Origin of the sequence: Streptomyces sp. NPDC021749 (genome assembly GCF_040640655.1) — a bacterium.
Lineage (GTDB): Bacteria > Actinomycetota > Actinomycetes > Streptomycetales > Streptomycetaceae > Streptomyces.
Map to the genome: position 1 here is coordinate 1 of NZ_JBFACE010000020.1, position 17,234 is coordinate 17,234.

14 protein-coding genes and 1 pseudogene are annotated in these 17,234 nt (G+C 73.5%); 10 read left to right on the top strand and 5 right to left on the bottom strand.

Annotated elements, in window-relative coordinates:
* The 3 genes from AB0G35_RS20580 to AB0G35_RS20590 all read right to left on the bottom strand — a co-directional run.
* The coding region (locus tag AB0G35_RS20580) for an AMP-binding protein (protein ID WP_360951111.1) at nucleotides 1-799 on the bottom strand (799 nt) is incomplete at its 3' end.
* A gap of 147 nt (nucleotides 800-946) precedes the next feature.
* Entirely contained in the window at nucleotides 947-3,277 is a 2,331-nt protein-coding gene (locus AB0G35_RS20585; protein ID WP_360951114.1) for a SulP family inorganic anion transporter, read from the bottom strand.
* Nucleotides 3,278-3,577: 300 nt separating this feature from the next.
* Nucleotides 3,578-4,564, bottom strand: coding sequence for an ATP-binding protein (locus tag AB0G35_RS20590; RefSeq protein WP_360951117.1), 987 nt, complete (start codon nucleotides 4,562-4,564; stop codon nucleotides 3,578-3,580).
* A gap of 101 nt (nucleotides 4,565-4,665) precedes the next feature.
* On the opposite strand from AB0G35_RS20590, the gene AB0G35_RS20595 reads away from it, so the two are divergent.
* A complete protein-coding gene (locus AB0G35_RS20595; RefSeq protein ID WP_360951120.1) occupies nucleotides 4,666-5,523 on the top strand; it encodes an oxidoreductase in 858 nt (285 codons plus the stop codon).
* 390 nt (nucleotides 5,524-5,913) lie between these two features.
* Here AB0G35_RS20595 and AB0G35_RS20600 read toward each other — a convergent pair whose 3' ends face one another.
* On the bottom strand, nucleotides 5,914-6,798 hold the full coding sequence (locus tag AB0G35_RS20600; RefSeq protein ID WP_360951123.1) for an HAD-IB family hydrolase: 885 nt from the start codon (nucleotides 6,796-6,798) through the stop codon (nucleotides 5,914-5,916).
* A 525-nt stretch (nucleotides 6,799-7,323) separates the two neighbouring features.
* On the opposite strand from AB0G35_RS20600, the gene ssd reads away from it, so the two are divergent.
* The 7 genes and pseudogenes from ssd to AB0G35_RS20635 all read left to right on the top strand — a co-directional run.
* Complete coding sequence (gene ssd / locus AB0G35_RS20605) at nucleotides 7,324-8,523, top strand: septum site-determining protein Ssd (protein WP_360951126.1); 1,200 nt, start codon at nucleotides 7,324-7,326, stop codon at nucleotides 8,521-8,523.
* Nucleotides 8,520-9,686, top strand: coding sequence for a TadA family conjugal transfer-associated ATPase (locus AB0G35_RS20610; protein ID WP_360951129.1), 1,167 nt, complete (start codon nucleotides 8,520-8,522; stop codon nucleotides 9,684-9,686). The genes ssd and AB0G35_RS20610 overlap by 4 nt, the downstream gene beginning before the upstream one ends.
* Complete coding sequence (locus AB0G35_RS20615) at nucleotides 9,683-10,702, top strand: type II secretion system F family protein (protein WP_360951132.1); 1,020 nt, start codon at nucleotides 9,683-9,685, stop codon at nucleotides 10,700-10,702. Before AB0G35_RS20610 ends, AB0G35_RS20615 begins: the two co-directional genes overlap by 4 nt.
* Nucleotides 10,699-11,637, top strand: a complete 939-nt coding sequence (locus tag AB0G35_RS20620) for a type II secretion system F family protein (RefSeq protein ID WP_360951135.1) — start codon at nucleotides 10,699-10,701, stop codon at nucleotides 11,635-11,637. Before AB0G35_RS20615 ends, AB0G35_RS20620 begins: the two co-directional genes overlap by 4 nt.
* 258 nt (nucleotides 11,638-11,895) lie before the next feature.
* On the top strand, nucleotides 11,896-12,087 hold the full coding sequence (locus AB0G35_RS20625; RefSeq protein ID WP_261956479.1) for a DUF4244 domain-containing protein: 192 nt from the start codon (nucleotides 11,896-11,898) through the stop codon (nucleotides 12,085-12,087).
* Nucleotides 12,074-12,472, top strand: coding sequence for a TadE family type IV pilus minor pilin (locus AB0G35_RS20630; RefSeq protein WP_360951138.1), 399 nt, complete (start codon nucleotides 12,074-12,076; stop codon nucleotides 12,470-12,472). Before AB0G35_RS20625 ends, AB0G35_RS20630 begins: the two co-directional genes overlap by 14 nt.
* Nucleotides 12,447-12,719, top strand: a pseudogene (locus AB0G35_RS20635) (Rv3654c family TadE-like protein); the annotation flags it as partial. The gene AB0G35_RS20630 and the pseudogene AB0G35_RS20635, both read left to right, overlap by 26 nt.
* Before the next feature lie 564 nt (nucleotides 12,720-13,283).
* Here the strand turns inward: AB0G35_RS20635 and AB0G35_RS20640 are convergent.
* Complete coding sequence (locus AB0G35_RS20640) at nucleotides 13,284-15,740, bottom strand: DEAD/DEAH box helicase (protein WP_360951141.1); 2,457 nt, start codon at nucleotides 15,738-15,740, stop codon at nucleotides 13,284-13,286.
* Between the two features lie 80 nt (nucleotides 15,741-15,820).
* Here AB0G35_RS20640 and bldG point away from each other — a divergent pair, with 80 nt between their 5' ends.
* Nucleotides 15,821-16,162, top strand: coding sequence for an anti-sigma factor antagonist BldG (bldG, locus tag AB0G35_RS20645; RefSeq protein ID WP_004571875.1), 342 nt, complete (start codon nucleotides 15,821-15,823; stop codon nucleotides 16,160-16,162).
* A gap of 109 nt (nucleotides 16,163-16,271) precedes the next feature.
* Complete coding sequence (locus tag AB0G35_RS20650; protein WP_360951145.1) at nucleotides 16,272-16,712, top strand: ATP-binding protein; 441 nt, start codon at nucleotides 16,272-16,274, stop codon at nucleotides 16,710-16,712.
* Nucleotides 16,713-17,234 lie beyond the last annotated feature (522 nt).

Below are 17,234 nucleotides of genomic sequence, written 5' to 3' on the forward strand. Positions count from 1 at the left end.
TGTAGAGGATGAACAGCGGGTGCTCGGCGTCGAACGCCTCGGGGGTGTGCGTCTCGCTCTGCCGGTCGACGATCTCGTGCCACCACACGTCGCGGCCCTCGTGCCAGGCGATGCCCTCCTGGCCCGTACGGCGCACCACGAGCACGCTGCGCACGTTCTCCGTGCCGGGCCTGGTCAGGGCCTCGTCGACGGCCGGCTTGAGGGCGGACGGCTTGCCGCGGCGGTAGCCGCCGTCGGCGGTGATCACCACGCGGGCGTCGGCGTCGTTGATCCGGGTCGCCAGCGCGTCCGCGGAGAAGCCGCCGAAGACGACCGAATGCGGTGCGCCCAGGCGGGCGCAGGCCAGCATGGCGACGACCGTCTCCGGAATCATCGGCATGTAGATGGCGACCCGGTCGCCGGCCTGCACACCGAGCTCGGTGAGGGCGTGGGCGGCCTTGGAGACCTCGCGCTGCAGCTCGGCGTAGGTCAGGGAGCGGCTGTCGCCCGGCTCGCCCTCGAAGTGGAGGGCGACCCGGTCGCCCAGGCCGTTCTCCACATGGCGGTCGACGCAGTTGTAGGCGACGTTCAGCTTGCCGTCGGCGAACCACTTCGCGAAGGGCGGGTTGGACCAGTCGAGGGTCTGGGTGGGCTCGGTCCCCCAGGACAGGCGTCGGGCCTGCTCGGCCCAGAAGGCCAGCCGGTCCGCCGCGCCCTGTTCGTACGCGGCAGCCGTGACGTTGGCATGCGCGGCCAGCTCGGCGGGGGGCGCGAACCGCCGTTCCTCTTTGAGCAGGTTGGCCAGGCTTTCGTTGCTCACGACTTCTCCCAATCAGGGGTGTCCGATGTGTCCCAGGCCATAGCTCATCAGCCCGCACCGGGCCCTGACAAGGGCTGTGGATAAATAATGGTGTAGACCTGTTGACTGCCAGTCTGGTCCGTGCCGACGCACGGGCTGCTACGCAGGTCAGACCCGGATCGGGGCCGCCTCGCCGCGGACCGCGCGGAACCGCCCGGTGGCCTCGTCGAGCACGTACGCCTGGGCCTCGCCGACGTGGAAGTACATCCCGTGCAGGGTGAGGCCTCCCTCGGCCACCCGGCGGGCCACGCAAGGGTGCGCCCGGAGGTGGTCGAGCTGCTGCATGACATTGACGAGCGCCAGTCGCTCCTGATCATCGCTCACCGGACGGCCGCACAGCGCGACTTCGCCCCGGCCCAGCCGCCCGATGCGCTGCATCCGGGCCAGGCTCGGCAGGCCGTGCCGCAGCCAGCGGGAGAGCGGGGTCGGCTCGCCGTCCTCGGGCGCCGTGGAATTCAGCAGGGCTCCCATGGCGCCGCATCCGGAATGCCCGCACACGGTGATCGAGCCGACCCGCAGGACCTCGACCGCGTACTCGATCGCCGCGCCCACGGAGTCGCACGAGGTGTCCGAGCCGGGCGGCGGCATCAGATTGCCGACGTTGCGCACGGTGAACAGGTCGCCCGGGCCGCTGGAGGTGATCATGCTCGTGACCAGCCGGGAGTCGGCGCAGGTCAGGAACAGCTGGGTGGGCCGCTGCCCCTCGCGCGCCAGCCGCGCCAGCTCCTCGCGCACCAGCGGAGCCGTATGGCGCTGGAACGCGCTGAGCCCGCCCAGCAGTTGGCTGCCGCTCGCCGGGGCCGGCCCCTGGTCCGGGTCCGGCCGGGTGCACTCGTGGTGGCGCCACGGCGTCCACGGCCGGCAGGAGTGCGCATCGTCCGGCTCGGTGACCGGACGGGCCGAGCGGCCGCCGAGGGTCACCCAGCCGCCGTGCGCCCGATGGGCCGCCGACCAGGACTGCAGCGCCTCGTAGGCGGCGTGGTCCATGAAGGAGCCGCACAGTTCGATGACGACGTCGGTGTGGGCCGGGACCAGCGCCAGCGCCCGGGTCAGCCGCGGCACCGCCAGGAAGGTCAACTGGCCGCTGATGCGCACCCGGTAGCCCTCGTCCTCCTTCGTGACCGTGACGCGCGTGTGGGTCAGCCGGCGCAGCGCGAGGAAGCCCGCGACGGCGATGCCGGTCAGTACGCCCTGGAGGACGCCGAGCAGGACCACGCCGCCCAACGTGGCCGCGTAGACCGGGAATTCCCGGTGCCGCTGGACGTGCCGGATGTGCGCGAAGCTCACCATCCGTACGCCGACCACCATCACCAGGGCGGCCAGTGCGGCCAGCGGGATGAGCTCCAGGGCGGCCGCCGTCAGGCCGGCGCACAGCAGCACCCACACGCCGTGCAGCACGGTGGCCCGGCGGGTGGCGGCGCCGGCCCGCACATTGGCCGAGCCGCGGATCGCGCCCCCGGAGACGGGCAGCCCGCCCAGCAGGCCGGAGACGGTGTTGGCCGCCCCCTGGGCGGCCAGTTCGCGGTTGAGCCGGAGGCGGCCGGTGGGGGCTTCGGGCCGCTCGGCGGCGAGCCGGTCCACGGCCACGGCGGACAGCAGCGACTCCATACTGGCGACGAAGGTGACGGTCAGCACCGCGGCGGCCAGGGCCGGAACGGACGCCTCCGGCACCACCGGGAGCGCCGGTACCTGCCAGGACGGCAGCGCCACGCGCGGCACCGCCGAACCCGCGCCGACCGCCGTCGCGGCGGCCACCGCGACCAGCGGCGCCGGCAGCGCCCGCGCCCACCGTCCGGCACGTCCCGGGAGCCGCCCCCAGCCGGCGAGTACGGCCACGGTGACGGCGCCGATCAGCAGCGCGGTGGTGTGCGGGTGCGCCAGCTGGCCGGGGAGGGCGGCGATGTTGTCGAGCGCCGAACTGTCGGGCCGGCCGCCGAGCACCACATGGAGCTGACCGATGGCGATGGTGGCCCCGATGCCGGCCAGCATGCCGTGCACGATCGCCGGGCTGACGGCCAGCGTCGCCCGGGCCACCCGCAGGGCGCCCAGGGCGAGTTGGGTCAGGCCGGCCAGGACCGTGATGGCGCAGGTGGCCCGCCAGCCGTAGCGCTGGACGAGGTCGGTGGTCACCACCAGGAGGCCGGTGGCGGCTCCACTCACCTGTAGGGGCGCGCCGCCGAGCAGACCGGCGACGATGCCGCCGACGACCGCTGCGATCAGCCCGGCCTGGAGCGGGGCTCCGGTGGCCAGCGCGACGCCGAGTGACAGCGGGACGGCGAGCAGGAAGACGACGGCCGAGGCGGAGAGGTCCCGGAGCCAGGCGGCCCGGCCGGTCCGCTTCGTGCGGGGTTCCCCGGGGTGGATGCGGGGGTCGGGAGGAACGGCTTCCTGGTACGGGGAGCGGGGCGGCTGCGGCGGCGACTTCTCGATCTGCGACATTCCCGTCTCCTCCGGGGCGACGCGGTCGCGCGGGGCGCGATCGTGGGCGGCGGTGTACTGCGGCGGGTCGCGAGCCGGCCGGCGGTCGTCGCGGTGGGTGACGTTCCGGTGACTCTCAAGCGGCGGTAAACGAAGCGTAATGACGCGTAAAGGTTCAGAGAAGACTTTGCGGGCATTTGCCCCAATTCGCCCCTCCATCGGGTGAAGATCTGGGCGCCGTGGTTGCCGGGGCCGGGAAACCGGGCCGACCGGCCCGGTGGGCCCGGCGCGAGCCGTGCGACGACTCGCGCCGTCCGGCGATCAGGCCGGCTGCGGGGTGGCCGTCCCCTCGAAGAGGACGAACGCCGGGTCGACCTGGGCCGCGAGGTCGACGCCCGTCTTGGCGTTGCCCCAGCTCTCCGCGTTCTTCAGGTGGAAGTGCACCATCTGGCGCGTGTAGCGCTCCCAGTCGCGCTGTCCGTAGGCGGCATCGGCCGTGTCGTGCAGCGTCTCCAGGGCGCGGCGGTTGGCCTGCTCCAGATAGGCGAAGCGGGCCGGGCGGCCCTTCTCCAGGGCGCGCACCCACTCCGAATGCCCGACCGTCACCAGCAGGTCGTCGCCCACCGCCTCGCGCAGGAACGCGAGGTCGTCCGGGCCCTGCACCTTGTTGCCCACCACCTTCAGGGGGACGCCGAAATCCCGGGCGTACGCCTTGTATTGGCGGTAGACCGCGATGCCCTTACGGGTCGGCTCGGCGACCAGGAAGGTCATGTCGAAGCGGGTGAACATCCCGGAGGCGAAGGAGTCGGAACCGGCCGTCATGTCGACCACGACGTACTCCTCACGGCCGTCAACGAGGTGGTTCAGGCACAGTTCGACGGCGCCGACCTTGGAGTGGTAACAGGCCACGCCGAGGTCCGATTCGGTGAACGGTCCGGTCGCCATGAGCCGGACCGGAGTGCCGTCCAGCTCCACCGTCCGCGCGCACGCGTCGTAAACGGGGTTGTCCTCGCAGACCCGGAGGAGGCGCGAACCCTCACCGGGCGGGGTCGTCTTGATCATGGCCTCGGCGGACGGGATCCGCGGGTTGCTGCCACGCAAGTAGTCCTTGATCAGCGGGAGGTGGGCGCCCATCGCGGGGAGCGCGGCGGCCTCCGCCTCGTCGAGGCCGAGGGCGGCGCCCAGATGCTGGTTGATGTCGGCGTCCACGGCGACCACGGGGACCCGGGCCGCGGCCAGATGACGGATGAACAGGGAGGAGAGGGTGGTCTTGCCACTGCCGCCCTTGCCTACGAAAGCGATCTTCATGTTCACGAAGGGTAATCCGGCCGTTCCTCTGAGTGAGAGGTCTGCGTGAAGAAGACCACTCCTTCGAGGGGTTCGGGCCGCCGGTGCGTAGGGTCGTACCCATGGCTGGAAACTCCCGGGGGACGACCCCCGCACCCCCGAAGGCGGGCGACGATCCGCTCGCGACCCTGGCCTCGCTCCCGGGAGTCGCCGACTCCGTGGACTCCGTGCGCAAGGGCGTCGACCGGGTCTACGGGCACCGGATCATGCGGCGCCGCAGCAACGAGGTCAGCTCCGAGGCGGCGCTGCGCGGAGCGCGCGGTTCCGCGGCCCTGGCGGGCGCCGACTGGGCGCTCGAAGAGGTCAGGCGCCGGACCGACTTCGGCGTCGGGGGGGAGCCGCGGACGGTCGGCGCGGCGCTGCGGCTGACCGCCGAGGCCGGCCAGCTGCTGAGCGTGTGGCGGCAGTCGCCCCTGCGGGTGCTGGCGCGGCTCCATCTCGTGGCGGCCGGCAAGGAGGCGGCGGACGACACGGTGGGGCGGCCCCGGCTCGCCGCGGAGCCCGTGGACGAGCCGCTCATCGAGCTGCCGCTGCCGGACGCCGACGAGGTGGCCGGGCGGCTGGACGGGCTGTCGCGGCTGCTGCTGGCCGGTACGGAGGCGCCGGCTCTGGTGCTCGCCGCAGTGGTGCACGGCGAGTTGCTGGCGCTGCGGCCGTTCGCCTCGCACAACGGGCTGGTCGCCCGGGCCGCGGAGCGGATCGTGCTGGTCGGCAGTGGACTGGACCCCAAGGCGATCTGCCCCGCCGAGGTGGGGCACGCGGAACTGGGCCGGGCGGCCTACGTGGCGGCCCTGGAGGGCTATGTCTCGGGCACCCCGGAGGGCGTCGCCGGGTGGATCGCCCACTGCGGGCGCGCGGTGGAACTCGGCGTACGGGAGAGCACGGCGGTCTGTGAGGCCCTTCAGCGTGGCGCGGCATGAGCGGCCGGGGCGCGGTATCCGGCCGCCGAGGGCCGCGGTATCCGACTCGGTAGCCGGAATTCCGGAACGCATTGCTTGATTCGGGCCCGAACACAGGGTTGCGGCGGTACCAATCGGTGGTACCGCCGCTGGCACGTCTGCCGGGTTACCAGTGCGTGCTCGAATATGTGCCCATCAGGTCGGAATCTTCGTCCGGTTACCTGGTGTGGCTGGCCCGTAATCGACGGGTCGGCGTCGCGTGGGTGCCCGGCATTCATGCATCGGTCCGTGGGCCACTTGCTGATTAAAGGTTTTCCTCTCGGATGTCCTTGGTCTCGCGGGCCGTTAAGTCCTTTGTACTACTCGTGCCGGGCAAGCGGAACCCCGGGTCGCAGATCTTTACGTTTGGCTTCAAACGCGGTCAATACGGGCGGCGCGGCCGATCCGGCCGATACGAGCGAGGCGCGGCTTCGAGGTTTTCCGCCGGCTCGCATACCAGACCAGGGTGGCGGTGGCGGCCGCCGCGCTCACCGCGGCCATGGCGGCGAGCACCGGCCGGGAGGGCATGGACAGCGCGGGCAGTCGCTGCTTGAGCGGAACCGGCCGGTTGAAGGAGAGGATCGGCCATCCCCGGGTGACGGCCTCGCGGCGCAGCGCACGGTCCGGATTGACCGCGAACGGATGTCCCACGGCCGACAGCATCGGGACGTCGGTCGCCGAATCGCTGTACGCATAACAGCGTTCCAGGTCGTAGCCCTCCGAGTCGGCGAGCTCCCGGACGGCCTCCGCCTTGGTGGGGCCGTAGGCGTAATACTCCACCTCTCCGGTGAATCGGCCGTCCTCGCCGACGACCATACGGGTGGCCACGACACGGTCGGCCCCGAGGAGTTCCCCGATCGGTTCGACGACCTCGGCGCCGGAGGTGGAGACAATGACGACATCACGGCCCGCGGCGTGATGCTCCTCGATGAGCGAGGCCGCCTCGTCGTAAATGATCGGGTCGATCAGATCGTGCAGTGTCTCGGCGACGATCTCCCGCACCTGGGCCACATCCCAGCCGCGGCACAAGGAGGAGAGATATTCCCGCATCCGCTCCATCTGATCGTGATCGGCGCCGCCCGCGAGGAACACGAACTGGGCATACGCAGTGCGCAGTACGGCCCGCCGATTGATCAGGCCGCCTTGGTAGAACGACTTGCTGAAGGTCAGCGTGCTCGACTTAGCAATGACGGTCTTGTCCAGGTCGAAGAACGCAGCAGTACGGGGCGTCGAGTGAGGCACGGAGTGGTTTTCCACGGGGCGAGCATAGGCGGCCCACCATTCGGCGTAAGGTGTGGCGCGTGGGTTTGCCTGAGAAGGCTCTCGGGTACACCATGGAAGTCACGGATCGTTCGCGACCGTGCTAACCCGGTCCGGCTCCTCCCCCCCCGAGTCGGCCGTGGGGACGACCCCCGCTCTCCCCCCCGGCGGGGGTCGTCGCATGTCCGGGGGCCTTTTCCGCCGTGAGGCATTGATCCGCCCCTCTTTGCGCCCGTTCGGCGCCGGCGTTCACGACGCCTTCCTCCCCTTACGCACCGTAGTCAACGCGCTGCTCTGAGGAAGCCCAGGCGGGTCGCCCCTCGTGCGCCCCTGGAGTGCCTCGCGCGGCCCTCTTCCGTCACGGAAGTGGCCGCCGGTCGCTGGAATAGGTGACGGGGATATTCACAGGCGCGGAGTTGTCCACAGATTCAGACCAAGATCCACACGGATTTCCCGACCCCTGCATCGTAAAAGTCCGCGAGTTCGCGGAGTGCGAGTCGCGTAGCGATAGGGGGACGGGACATGGCTGGAACGACGCCATCGGAAGGGCCGGTCCGGGCCGGCGGAGAGTGGGGCGGCCCGCTGATCATCACCGAGGACGAACGGCTCCTCGACGACCTGCTGCGGCTGTGCGCGGCGGCCGGTGCGCTGCCCGAAGTGGCGCACGGCCTGCCGGCCCGCAAAGGGAGCTGGGAGGCGGCGCCCCTGGTGATCGTCGGGGCCGACTGCGCGGGCCGGTTACGCGGTGCCGCACGCCGCCCGGGAGTGATCCTCACGGCGCCGGGTACCGACGATCAGGAGACCTGGCGGCAGGCCGTCGCCCTGGGCGCCGAGAGGGTTCTGGGCCTCCCCGACGGGGAGCGCTGGCTGGTCGACCGGATCGCCGACGCGGTCGAGGGGGACGGGCCGCCGGCCCTGACGGTGGGCGTCATCGCCGGCCGCGGCGGTGCCGGGGCGAGCACCCTGGCCGCCGCGCTGGCCGTCACCGCCGCGCGGACGGGGCGGCGCACGATGCTCGTCGACGGCGACCCGCTGGGCGGTGGGCTGGACGTCCTGCTGGGCGGGGAGAAGGAGAAGGGGCTGCGCTGGCCGGCCTTCGCCGAGTCGCGCGGCCGGGTGGCCTGCGGCGCCCTCGAAGAGTCCCTGCCCCGGCTGCACTCCCTGCGGGTCCTCAGCTGGGACCGGGGCGCCGAGGTCGCCGTACCGCCGCCGGCGATGCGGGCGGTCGTCTCCGCGGCGCGCCGGCGCGGCGGGGTCGTGGTCGTGGACCTGCCGCGCCGCGTCGACGAGGCGACGGCGGAGGCGCTGGCCCAGGTGGACGTGGGGCTGCTGCTGGTTCCCACGGAGCTACGGGCGGTGGCGGCGGCCCAGCGGGTGGCCGCCGGGTTGCAGCCCCTGCTCGGCGATCTGCGGCTGGTCGCGCGCGGAACCCCCGACCGCCATGGACACGGCCTGCCCCCGACCGACATCGCCCGGCTCATGGATCTGCCGCTGGCCGGTGAACTCCCCTGGGAGCTGGGCCTGTTCGCGGACCTGGCGCGCGGTCTGCCGCCGGGCTCCCAGGCGCGCGGGCCGCTGGCGCGCTTCTGCGGGGAGTTCTGGTCCCGGGCGACGCCGGGCCGGGAGGGCGCCCCGCCTCCGGGAGCGGACCGGAAGGGCGCGCCCGGTGGCGCAGATCCGGGGGCCGCGCACCCGGGCGGAGCGGACGGAGGCCGGCCGTGAAACAGGGCGAGGGCCTGCTGGAGGCGGTGCGGCGGCGGCTCGCCGAAGAGGGGGCGGAGCCGACGCCGGCGCGGGTGGCGGTGGCGCTGCGCGAGGAGGGACGGCTGCTGGGGGACACCGAAGTGCTGGGTGTGGTCGGGGAGTTGCGCTCCGAGATGGTGGGCAGCGGACCGCTGGAGCCGCTGCTGGCCGCGCCCGACGTGACGGACGTGCTGGTCACGGCGCCGGACGAGGTGTGGGTGGACCGCGGCGCCGGCCTGGAGCGTACGGACGTCCGCTTCCGGGACGGCGCGGAGGTCCGCCGGCTCGCCCAACGGCTCGCGGCGGTGGCCGGGCGGCGGCTGGACGACGCCCGGCCGTGGGTGGACGCCCGGCTTCCGGACGGCACCCGGCTGCACGCCGTCCTGCCCCCGGTGGCGGTCGGCGGGACCTGCCTGTCCCTACGGGTGCTGCGGCCCAGAGCCTTCACGCTCTCCGAACTGGTGGCGGCCGGCACCGTCCCGCCCGGCGGCGACCGGCTGCTCCGGGCGGTGCTGGGGGCCCGGCTGTCCTTCCTGGTCAGCGGAGGTACGGGCTCCGGCAAGACGACGCTCCTCAGCACGCTGCTCGGCCTGGTCGGCCCGGCCGAGCGGATCGTCCTGGCCGAGGATTCGGCGGAGCTGCGCCCCGACCACCCCCATGTGGTGCGGCTGGAGACCCGGCCCGCCAACCAGGAGGGTGCGGGACGGGTGACGCTGCGGGACCTCGTACGGCAAGCGTTGCGGATGCGGCCGGACCGGCTGGTGGTGGGCGAGGTGCGGGGCCCGGAGGTCACGGACCTGCTGGCCGCCCTCAACACCGGCCACGAGGGCGGTTGTGGCACGGTCCATGCCAACGCCGCCTGCGACGTCCCCGCGCGCCTGGAGGCGCTCGGCTCGACCGCGGGCCTGGACCGGGCCGCGCTGCACAGCCAGTTGGCGGCCGCGCTCTGTGCCGTCCTCCACCTCGTACGCGACCGGGCCGGCCGCCGCCGGATCGCCGAGATCCACGTCCTGGAGCGCGATCGCGACGGCTGCGTGGTGACCGTCCCGGCGGCCGTCTGGAGCCCGGACGGCTTCCAACGGGCCCCAGGCTGGGACCGGTTGAGCCGCCTGTGCGAGCGCGGCGGAGGCGAGTGGCCGTGAACGGCTCCGTGACGGCGCTGGTGGGCGCGGTGCTGTGTGCGGGCGCCGCGGCCCGGCTGGCGGCCGGGAGGCGGGAGGAGGTACGGCGGCGGGCCCGCGCGGTCCTCGGGGGCGAAGCCGGCGACCGGCCTGCCCCGGGGCGGGCCCGGTGGCCGGCGGAGGTGCGGACGTGGTGCGCGGGACGGGTGACCGACGGGGAACGCCGCTGGCGCATCGGCCGCCGGGCCGACGTCGGACGGGAGTTGTGGTGCCTGCCCGCCGGGCTGGCCTTGGGCGTCCTGGGCGGGTCCGTACTGCCGGTGCTCGCGACACCGGTGGCGGCCCATCTCGTCCGGCGGTGGCTCGCCGGCCGTCGGGCGGAGCGGGCCCGCGAGCGGCGGACCGCCGAGCTGATCGGGCTGTGCGCCGCAGTGGCGGGGGAGTTGCGGGCCGGCCGGCAGCCGGCCCAGGCGCTGTGCGTCGCGGGCGCACCGCCGGCGCTGGGCCCGGCGGGCGGGGCGGCGACGGCGGCCGCGCGCTACGGCGGGGACGTGCCCCGGGCGCTACGGGCCGCGGCGCGGCAGCCCGGGGCAGAGGGGCTCACCGCCGTGGCGGCGTGCTGGCAGGTGGCGGTCGAGGGCGGTGCGGGGCTGGCCTCCGGACTGGAGCGGATCGCGGCCGGCCTCCGCGCCCGCCGGGAGCTGGGCGCGGAGTTGCGGGCCCAGTTGGCCGGGCCCCGGACGACCGCGCTGATGCTCGCACTGCTCCCGGTGGGCGGCCTCCTGATGGGCACCGCCCTGGGGGCCGACCCCCTGGGGGTACTGCTGCACACCCCGGCCGGCTGGGGCTGCCTGGTGCTCGGCGGGCTCCTGGAGTGGGGCGGGGTGGTGTGGACGGCCCGGATCGTCGCGGAAGCGGAGGGCGTCGCGGAAGCGGAAGGAAAGGACGGTGCGGAACGTGCGGATGGCGCGGGTGGCGCGGGAGTGCGGAACGACGGCGCGGGCGTACGGAACGTCCGCAGAAGGGACATGTCGTGAGTGCGGTGGTGGGCGCGGGGATCGATGCCGCGGACGTTGTCCACAGGGTGGGGATGACGGTGGCCGTCGCCATGGTGGCGCTGTGCGCGATGGCGACGGGGTGCGGAATGGCGGTGTGGGAGGAGGGGCGTCGCCGCCGGGCGCTACGGAGACGGGCGGCGGCCGTCCTGGGCCACATCCCGGACGGGGACGCCGGTCGCGGCGGCGGCGGTCGTGGCGGCGGCGGTCGTGGCGGCGGTGAGGGGCCCGGCGGGGCGGGCTGGCTCCCGGGGAGCGGATGGCGCGCAGGGCGTCCCCGAGCGCAGGCCCGGGGACGTCCGGCTGGAACGGGCGGGCCGGCGAGATGGGCCGGGTCCCTCGGGGCCGCGGTCTTCGTGGTCCTCCTCATCGGCGGGGCGGCAGGCGCAGTGGCGGGACTCGTCGCGGGCTTCCTCGCGTACCGCAAGCTGGCGCGCCATCAGGAGGCGCAGGCCGCACGGTCGGCGGCCGAGGAGGTGCACCGGCAACTGGCGTCGGCCGCCGACCTGTTGGCCGCCTGCCTGGCAGCGGGGGCCGGACCGCGGGAAGCGGCCGAAGCGGTCGGCCGGTCCCTCGACGGGCCGGTGGCCGAACGACTGCGGCGAGTGGCGGCGGAGCTACGACTGGGAGGCGAACCGGCCGTCGTCTGGCGGCGGTTGGCCGCACTGCCCGGCGCCGAGGAACTCGCCCGCTGTATGGAGCGCGCCGGGATATCCGGCGTGCCGGCGGTGGAGTCCGCGTCCCGGATCGCTGCCGATCTGCGCGCCGAGCGGGACCGAGCCGCGGCCGCCCGGGCCCGGCGGGCCGGAGTGCTGGTCACCCTCCCGCTGGCCGGGTGCTTTCTCCCGGCGTTCCTCCTGCTCGGGGTGGCACCGGTGCTGATCGGACTGGCGGACGGCCTGCTGGGGCGTAACTGACCGCGAAAGCTGACCGCGAAAGCCGAGCGCGAGGGCTGACGAAAGGGCCTGACAGCGAGGCCTGCCAGCGGGGCCTCACAACGAGGGAGGACGTGAGGCGACGCCGCCAACAACGACAACAACAACGCCCGACAACAACAACGCCCGACAACAACAACGACGTCCGACGACAACAACGACGAACCAGACGACGACAACAACAACGACCCAGACAACGACGACGACCGGCCGGGAGGCGGCCGGGGAAAGGGGGTTGGAATGTTCCGGCGATGGAGGAAGCGGCTGCGCGGGAGGGCGGCCGATGACCGTGGGATGGCCACGGCCGAGTACGCGATCGTCACGCTCGCGGCCTGTGCGCTGGCCGTCGTGTTCTACCGGCTCATCACGAGCGGCACCGTGCGGGCGGCGCTGCGGTCCTTGATCGAGCAGGCGCTCCATGCACCGTCGTGACGGTGGAAGGACCCTCCGGGGGGCCCGTGCGGCCCCGCGGAGGGGGCGCGACGCGGGCTCTGTGACCGCGGAGACGGCTCTGGTGCTGCCGGTGCTGGTGGTGGTCGTGGCGGTGCTCATCTGGGGGCTGATGGCCGCCTGTGCCCGCATCGAATGCCTGGACGCGGCGCGGGCCGGAGCCCGGGCGGCGGCCCGGTCGGAACCGCGGACGGCGGTGCTCGCGGCCGCGCGGCGCGTGGCGCCCCGGGGCGCACGGGTGGCGCTGGCCCGGGAGGGCGATCTGGTGCGGGTGCGGGTCGAGTCCGCACTGCCCGGTGTCGGGGAGCTGACGGTACGGGTCGGAGGGGAGGCGGTGGCTCTTGCGGAGGAAACGACGGGGCGATGAGGGCTCGGCGACGGTCTTTACGGTCTTCGCCGCCGCCGCGCTGTGCGCGGTCTTCCTGGCCCTGATGGGGCTGGGCCAGGCCGTCGCGGCACGCCATCGGGCGGGCGGCGCCGCCGACCTGGCCGCATTGGCGGCCGCGGACCTCGCCGTACGGGGCCCCGCCGCAGCCTGCGCGGCGGCGGGCCGGGTGGCGGCAGCGCAGTACACGCGGCTGGTGCGTTGTGCGGTCTCCGGCGCGATCGCGGACGTCTCGGTCGAGGCAGGCAGCACACCCTTTACCTCCCGGTCACGCGCCCGCGCCGGACCGGCGACGCCAACGACGCCCCCTGCCCGTACGGGGGCCCGGGGGTCTGCTGCTCCTACAGAGGCGCAGACCTACAGAGGCGCAGAGGACGTCCGCTGCCCACCCGGCGGCGCCCGAGACGTCCTCCGCCCGCCGGGTGGCATGAGCACCGGCCTTCGCCCACCCGCCACACATGCGGCCCGACGCCCCAAGGGCCACGCACTGCCCGTCCAGGGCGCCACCCACTGCCCGTCCAGGGCGCCACCCACTGCCCGCTCAGGGGACGCCCTGGGCCTCTGCGGTTCGTACGGCGGCGCAGGTCAGCAGGGGACGTGCACCGCCCCCGGAGGGACGCGCACCGCCCCCCGGAGGGACGCGCACGGCCCACCGGGCGGCACGTGGAGCCCCCGTCGCCCGCCTGGTGGTACGCAACCCGGGCCCGGGCCCGGGCCCGAGCCGGGGCCGGTGCTCGTGCAGGCGAGCGGAGGGCACCGCTTGCGTCGTCGGGAGGGCGGTGGCTCCGCCCCGCTACCCGCCCTCCGCCGGCGGCGTCGGTGCGCCGCGGAGGAGTTCGGCGAGGAGGCGGATGGCGGCGCGTTTGTGGAGGGGGTCGTTGCCGTTGCCGCATTTGGGGGACTGGATGCAGGACGGGCAGCCGGCGTCGCACTCGCAGGAGGCGATGGCGCTGCGGGTGGCGGCGAGCCAGTCGGCGGCCGTGTGGAAGGCGCGTTCGGCGAAGCCCGCGCCGCCCGGGTGGCCGTCGTAGACGAACACGGTCGGCAGCAGGGTGTCCGGGTGCAGCGGGACGGACACCCCGCCGATGTCCCAGCGGTCGCAGGTGGCGAAGAGCGGCAGCATGCCGATGGAGGCGTGCTCCGCGGCGTGCAGCGCGCCGCCGAGCTCCCGGGGACCGACGCGGGCGGCGTCGAGCTGGTCCTCGGTGACCGTCCACCACACCGCGCGGGTGCGCAGCGTACGCGGCGGCAGATCGAGCTTGGTCTCGCCCAGGACCTCGCCGGTGATGAGCTTGCGGCGCAGGTAGGACACGACCTGGTTGGTGACCTCCACGGAGCCGAAGCACAGCCGGGCGTCCCCCCAGGGGAGCTCGGTGTCGGTCTCCAGGATGGAGATGGCCGTGGTGTCGCGGGCGGTCGTGGAATACGGCGGGCTGGCCTCCTCGACGAGCGCGACGTCGTCGTCCAGGTCGAGGTGGCGCACGACGTACGTACGGCCCTGATGGAGGTGGACCGCGCCGTCGTGCACGGTGGTGTGCGCGGCGGCGGCGTCCACGGTCCCCAGCAGCCGCCCGGTGCCGGCCTCCACGACCTGCACCGGCGCACCTCCCTGGCCGCGGATGTCGGTGAGGTCGGCGGCCCGTTCGCGGCGCGTCCAGTGCCAGGCGGTGGCGCGCCGCCGCAGCAGGGCCGCGGCCTCCAGTTGCGGCATCAGCCCTTCGGCCGCGGGCCCGAAGAGCGTGAAGTCGGCCTCGGTGAGCGGGAGTTCGGCGGCCGCGGCGCACAGGTGCGGGGCGAGCACGTAGGGGTTGTCGGGGTCGAGGACGGTCGACTCGACGGGCCGGTCGAAGAGTGCCTCGGGGTGGTGGACGAGATAGGTGTCCAGCGGGTCGTCGCGGGCCACGAGCACCGCCAGCGCGCCCTGCCCCGCCCGCCCGGCCCGGCCGGCCTGCTGCCACAGGGACGCGCGGGTCCCCGGATAGCCGGCGATGACCACGGCGTCCAGGCCGGAGACGTCCACACCCAGCTCCAGCGCCGTGGTGGCGGCCAGGCCCAGGAGCGCGCCGCTGTGCAGGGCGCGTTCCAGGGCGCGGCGCTCCTCGGGCAGATAGCCGCCCCGGTAGGCGGCGATCCGCGCGGGCAGCGAGCGGTCCACCTCCGCGAGCCGTTCCTGGGCGATCAGCGCGATCAGCTCCGCGCCGCGCCGGGAGCGTACGAAGGCGACCGTGCGCACGCCCTGGACGGCGAGGTCGGTGAGCAGATCGGCGGTCTCGGCGGTGGCCGTGCGGCGCACCGGGGCGCCCTGTTCGCCGTGCAGCTCGGTCAGCGGCGGCTCCCAGAGCGCGAAGACCAACTCGCCGCGCGGCGAGGTGTCCTCGGTGATCTCCACCACGGGCAGACCGGTGAGCCGGGTCGCTGCACGGGCGGGCTCGGCGGCCGTGGCGGAGGCGAGCAGGAAGACCGGCTCGGAGCCGTAACGGGCGCAGACCCGGCGCAGCCGGCGGATCACCTGGGCGACGTGCGAGCCGAAGACGCCGCGGTAGGTGTGGCACTCGTCGATGACGACGTAGCGCAGCGCGCGCAGGAAGGAGGACCAGCGGGGGTGGGACGGCAGGATGCCGCGGTGCAGCATGTCGGGGTTGGTCAGCACGTAGTTCGCGTACTGGCGGACCCATTCGCGCTCCTCGACGGGGGTGTCGCCGTCGTAGACCGCGGGCCGGACGGCGGTGCCCAGCGGGGCGGCCAGCTCGCGTACGGCACGCCGCTGGTCGGCGGCCAGGGCCTTCGTCGGGGCCAGGTACAGCGCCGTGGTGCCCCGGCCGTTGGGGGCCTCCGAGCCGTCCAGGAGCGTGGAGAGGACCGGCGCGAGATAGGCCAGGGACTTGCCCGAGGCGGTGCCTGTGGCCACCACGACCGACTCGCCGCGCAGTGCGTGTTCGGATGTCCGTGCCTGGTGGGCCCAGGGGCGCTCGATTCCGGACGAACGGATCGCGTCGATCACTTCCGGCCGGATCCGATCCGGCCAGTCGGCATGGCTGCCGATCCGCGGGGGCAAGTGCTCCGTATGAGTGATGCGCGCAGCGCGGGTCGCGCCCCGGGCGAGACGTTCGAGAATCATGCCTGGGGAAGGGCGCGCGCCCGCATCCGGCGGGAGTCGATTGGAGGCCATCGGCACCGAGTGTGTCACCGGAGTGACGGACAATGCTCTAAGGGCGTCGTGCACGCCTGCTGGTAAGTGATTGAATGCCATCGCGGCTGCCAGATCCGCCCCTACTTCGGTGGGGAGGCCCCAGGGGGGCGACCGCTCGATAGCAAGGTGCTGGAGGATCCGTGGACCTGTCCCTGTCGACCCGGACCGTTGGCGACCGTACGGTCGTCGAGGTCGGTGGCGAGATTGATGTATACACCGCGCCCAAGCTGCGGGAGCAGCTGGTCGAGCTTGTGAACGACGGAAGCTACCACCTCGTGGTGGACATGGAACGTGTCGACTTCCTCGACTCCACTGGGCTCGGCGTCCTGGTCGGCGGACTCAAGCGGGTGCGCGCCCATGAGGGCTCGCTGCGCCTGGTCTGCAACCAGGAGCGCATTCTCAAGATCTTCCGTATCACCGGTCTGACCAAGGTGTTCCCGATTCACACCTCGGTCGACGAAGCCGTCGCAGCCACTGACTGACGGCTTACCGGTCCCCCGCGCCGACAGGCGCGGGGGGAGGAAGGAGTGGGGGGTACCGGACGGGTGTCCGGCCCCCTGCGTCGCACGCCCGCATATCGAGGGGGATGGCATGGCCACCGTCGAACTCCGTTTCAGCGCCCTTCCCGAGCACGTCCGCACCGCGCGACTGGTCGCGGCTGCCGTGGCGCGGAGGGCCGGGGTGGACGAGGCCGTTCTGGACGAGGTGCGGCTCGCGGTCGGCGAGGCCTGCAGCCGGGCCGTGGGGCTGCACGAGAGCCATGACATCACGTCGCCGGTGCGGGTGCTGCTGATCGAGGACGAGAAGAAGTTCTCGATCGAGGTCGGCGACGGCGTGCCCGGCGGGCCGACCGCAGCGGGCGCCCGCGGCGCCGGCGAGGCCGAGGGCGCCGCCGAGAGCGACGCCGAGGGCGAGGACGAGATGGGCCTCGCGGTCATCAGCGGGCTGGTCGACGACGTCGAGGTGACCGCCGGTGAAGAAGGCGGCATGATCCGCATGAGCTGGCCCACGACGACGGCAACCATCTCCTAGCCGGGCCTACGGGCCGCCCTCTGCCGCGGCCCGTACCCGCCTGTACCGGTAGCCGCCCCAGGCGTCTGCCGTCTTCCGTGACGTACCCCTGCACGCCGGCCTACGAGGTGACCTACGGGTCTCCGGGGCCGCGTGCCCCCGCCCCCCATGCGTTGCGATCAGGACTCGATCTGACGGCTCCTCATGGGCCCGCGTGGGTACGTGAAGAGACGGCTGTGGCCGGTGGGTCACCCGTTCGGCCGCGGCCGGGCGGCTCAATTCTCTCGGGGGTCCCGCGTGCCTCGCATGGCCCAACCGCCGGGACGGCGTCCTTGAGCAGCGGCGATCAATACGTGATCAAGCGGCGATCGGTACGACGAAGAGATCATCTGCCGGCGGTCAGTGAATTCAGTGCATTCCTTCGTCCGGGCGAATTCCGGATGCCGTCTGCCTTTTGATCTTCGCGACTACCGGCGAATTCCCTTTGAGGCGCCCTGTTTTGATCAACCGGCGCTCCCTACAATCCGTCCACATCTCTTGCTC

What these genes read in the sequence shown, in the direction of transcription:
- AB0G35_RS20585 (WP_360951114.1), bottom strand. Translation starts at nt 3,277, where the DNA reads ATGTCGCAGATCGAGAAGTCGCCGCCGCAGCCGCCCCGCTCCCCGTAC.
- AB0G35_RS20590 (WP_360951117.1), bottom strand. Translation starts at nt 4,564, where the DNA reads ATGAAGATCGCTTTCGTAGGCAAGGGCGGCAGTGGCAAGACCACCCTC.
- AB0G35_RS20595 (WP_360951120.1), top strand. Translation starts at nt 4,666, where the DNA reads ATGGCTGGAAACTCCCGGGGGACGACCCCCGCACCCCCGAAGGCGGGC.
- ssd (WP_360951126.1), top strand. Translation starts at nt 7,324, where the DNA reads ATGGCTGGAACGACGCCATCGGAAGGGCCGGTCCGGGCCGGCGGAGAG.
- AB0G35_RS20625 (WP_261956479.1), top strand. Translation starts at nt 11,896, where the DNA reads ATGTTCCGGCGATGGAGGAAGCGGCTGCGCGGGAGGGCGGCCGATGAC.
- AB0G35_RS20630 (WP_360951138.1), top strand. Translation starts at nt 12,074, where the DNA reads ATGCACCGTCGTGACGGTGGAAGGACCCTCCGGGGGGCCCGTGCGGCC.
- AB0G35_RS20640 (WP_360951141.1), bottom strand. Translation starts at nt 15,740, where the DNA reads ATGGCATTCAATCACTTACCAGCAGGCGTGCACGACGCCCTTAGAGCA.
- AB0G35_RS20650 (WP_360951145.1), top strand. Translation starts at nt 16,272, where the DNA reads ATGGCCACCGTCGAACTCCGTTTCAGCGCCCTTCCCGAGCACGTCCGC.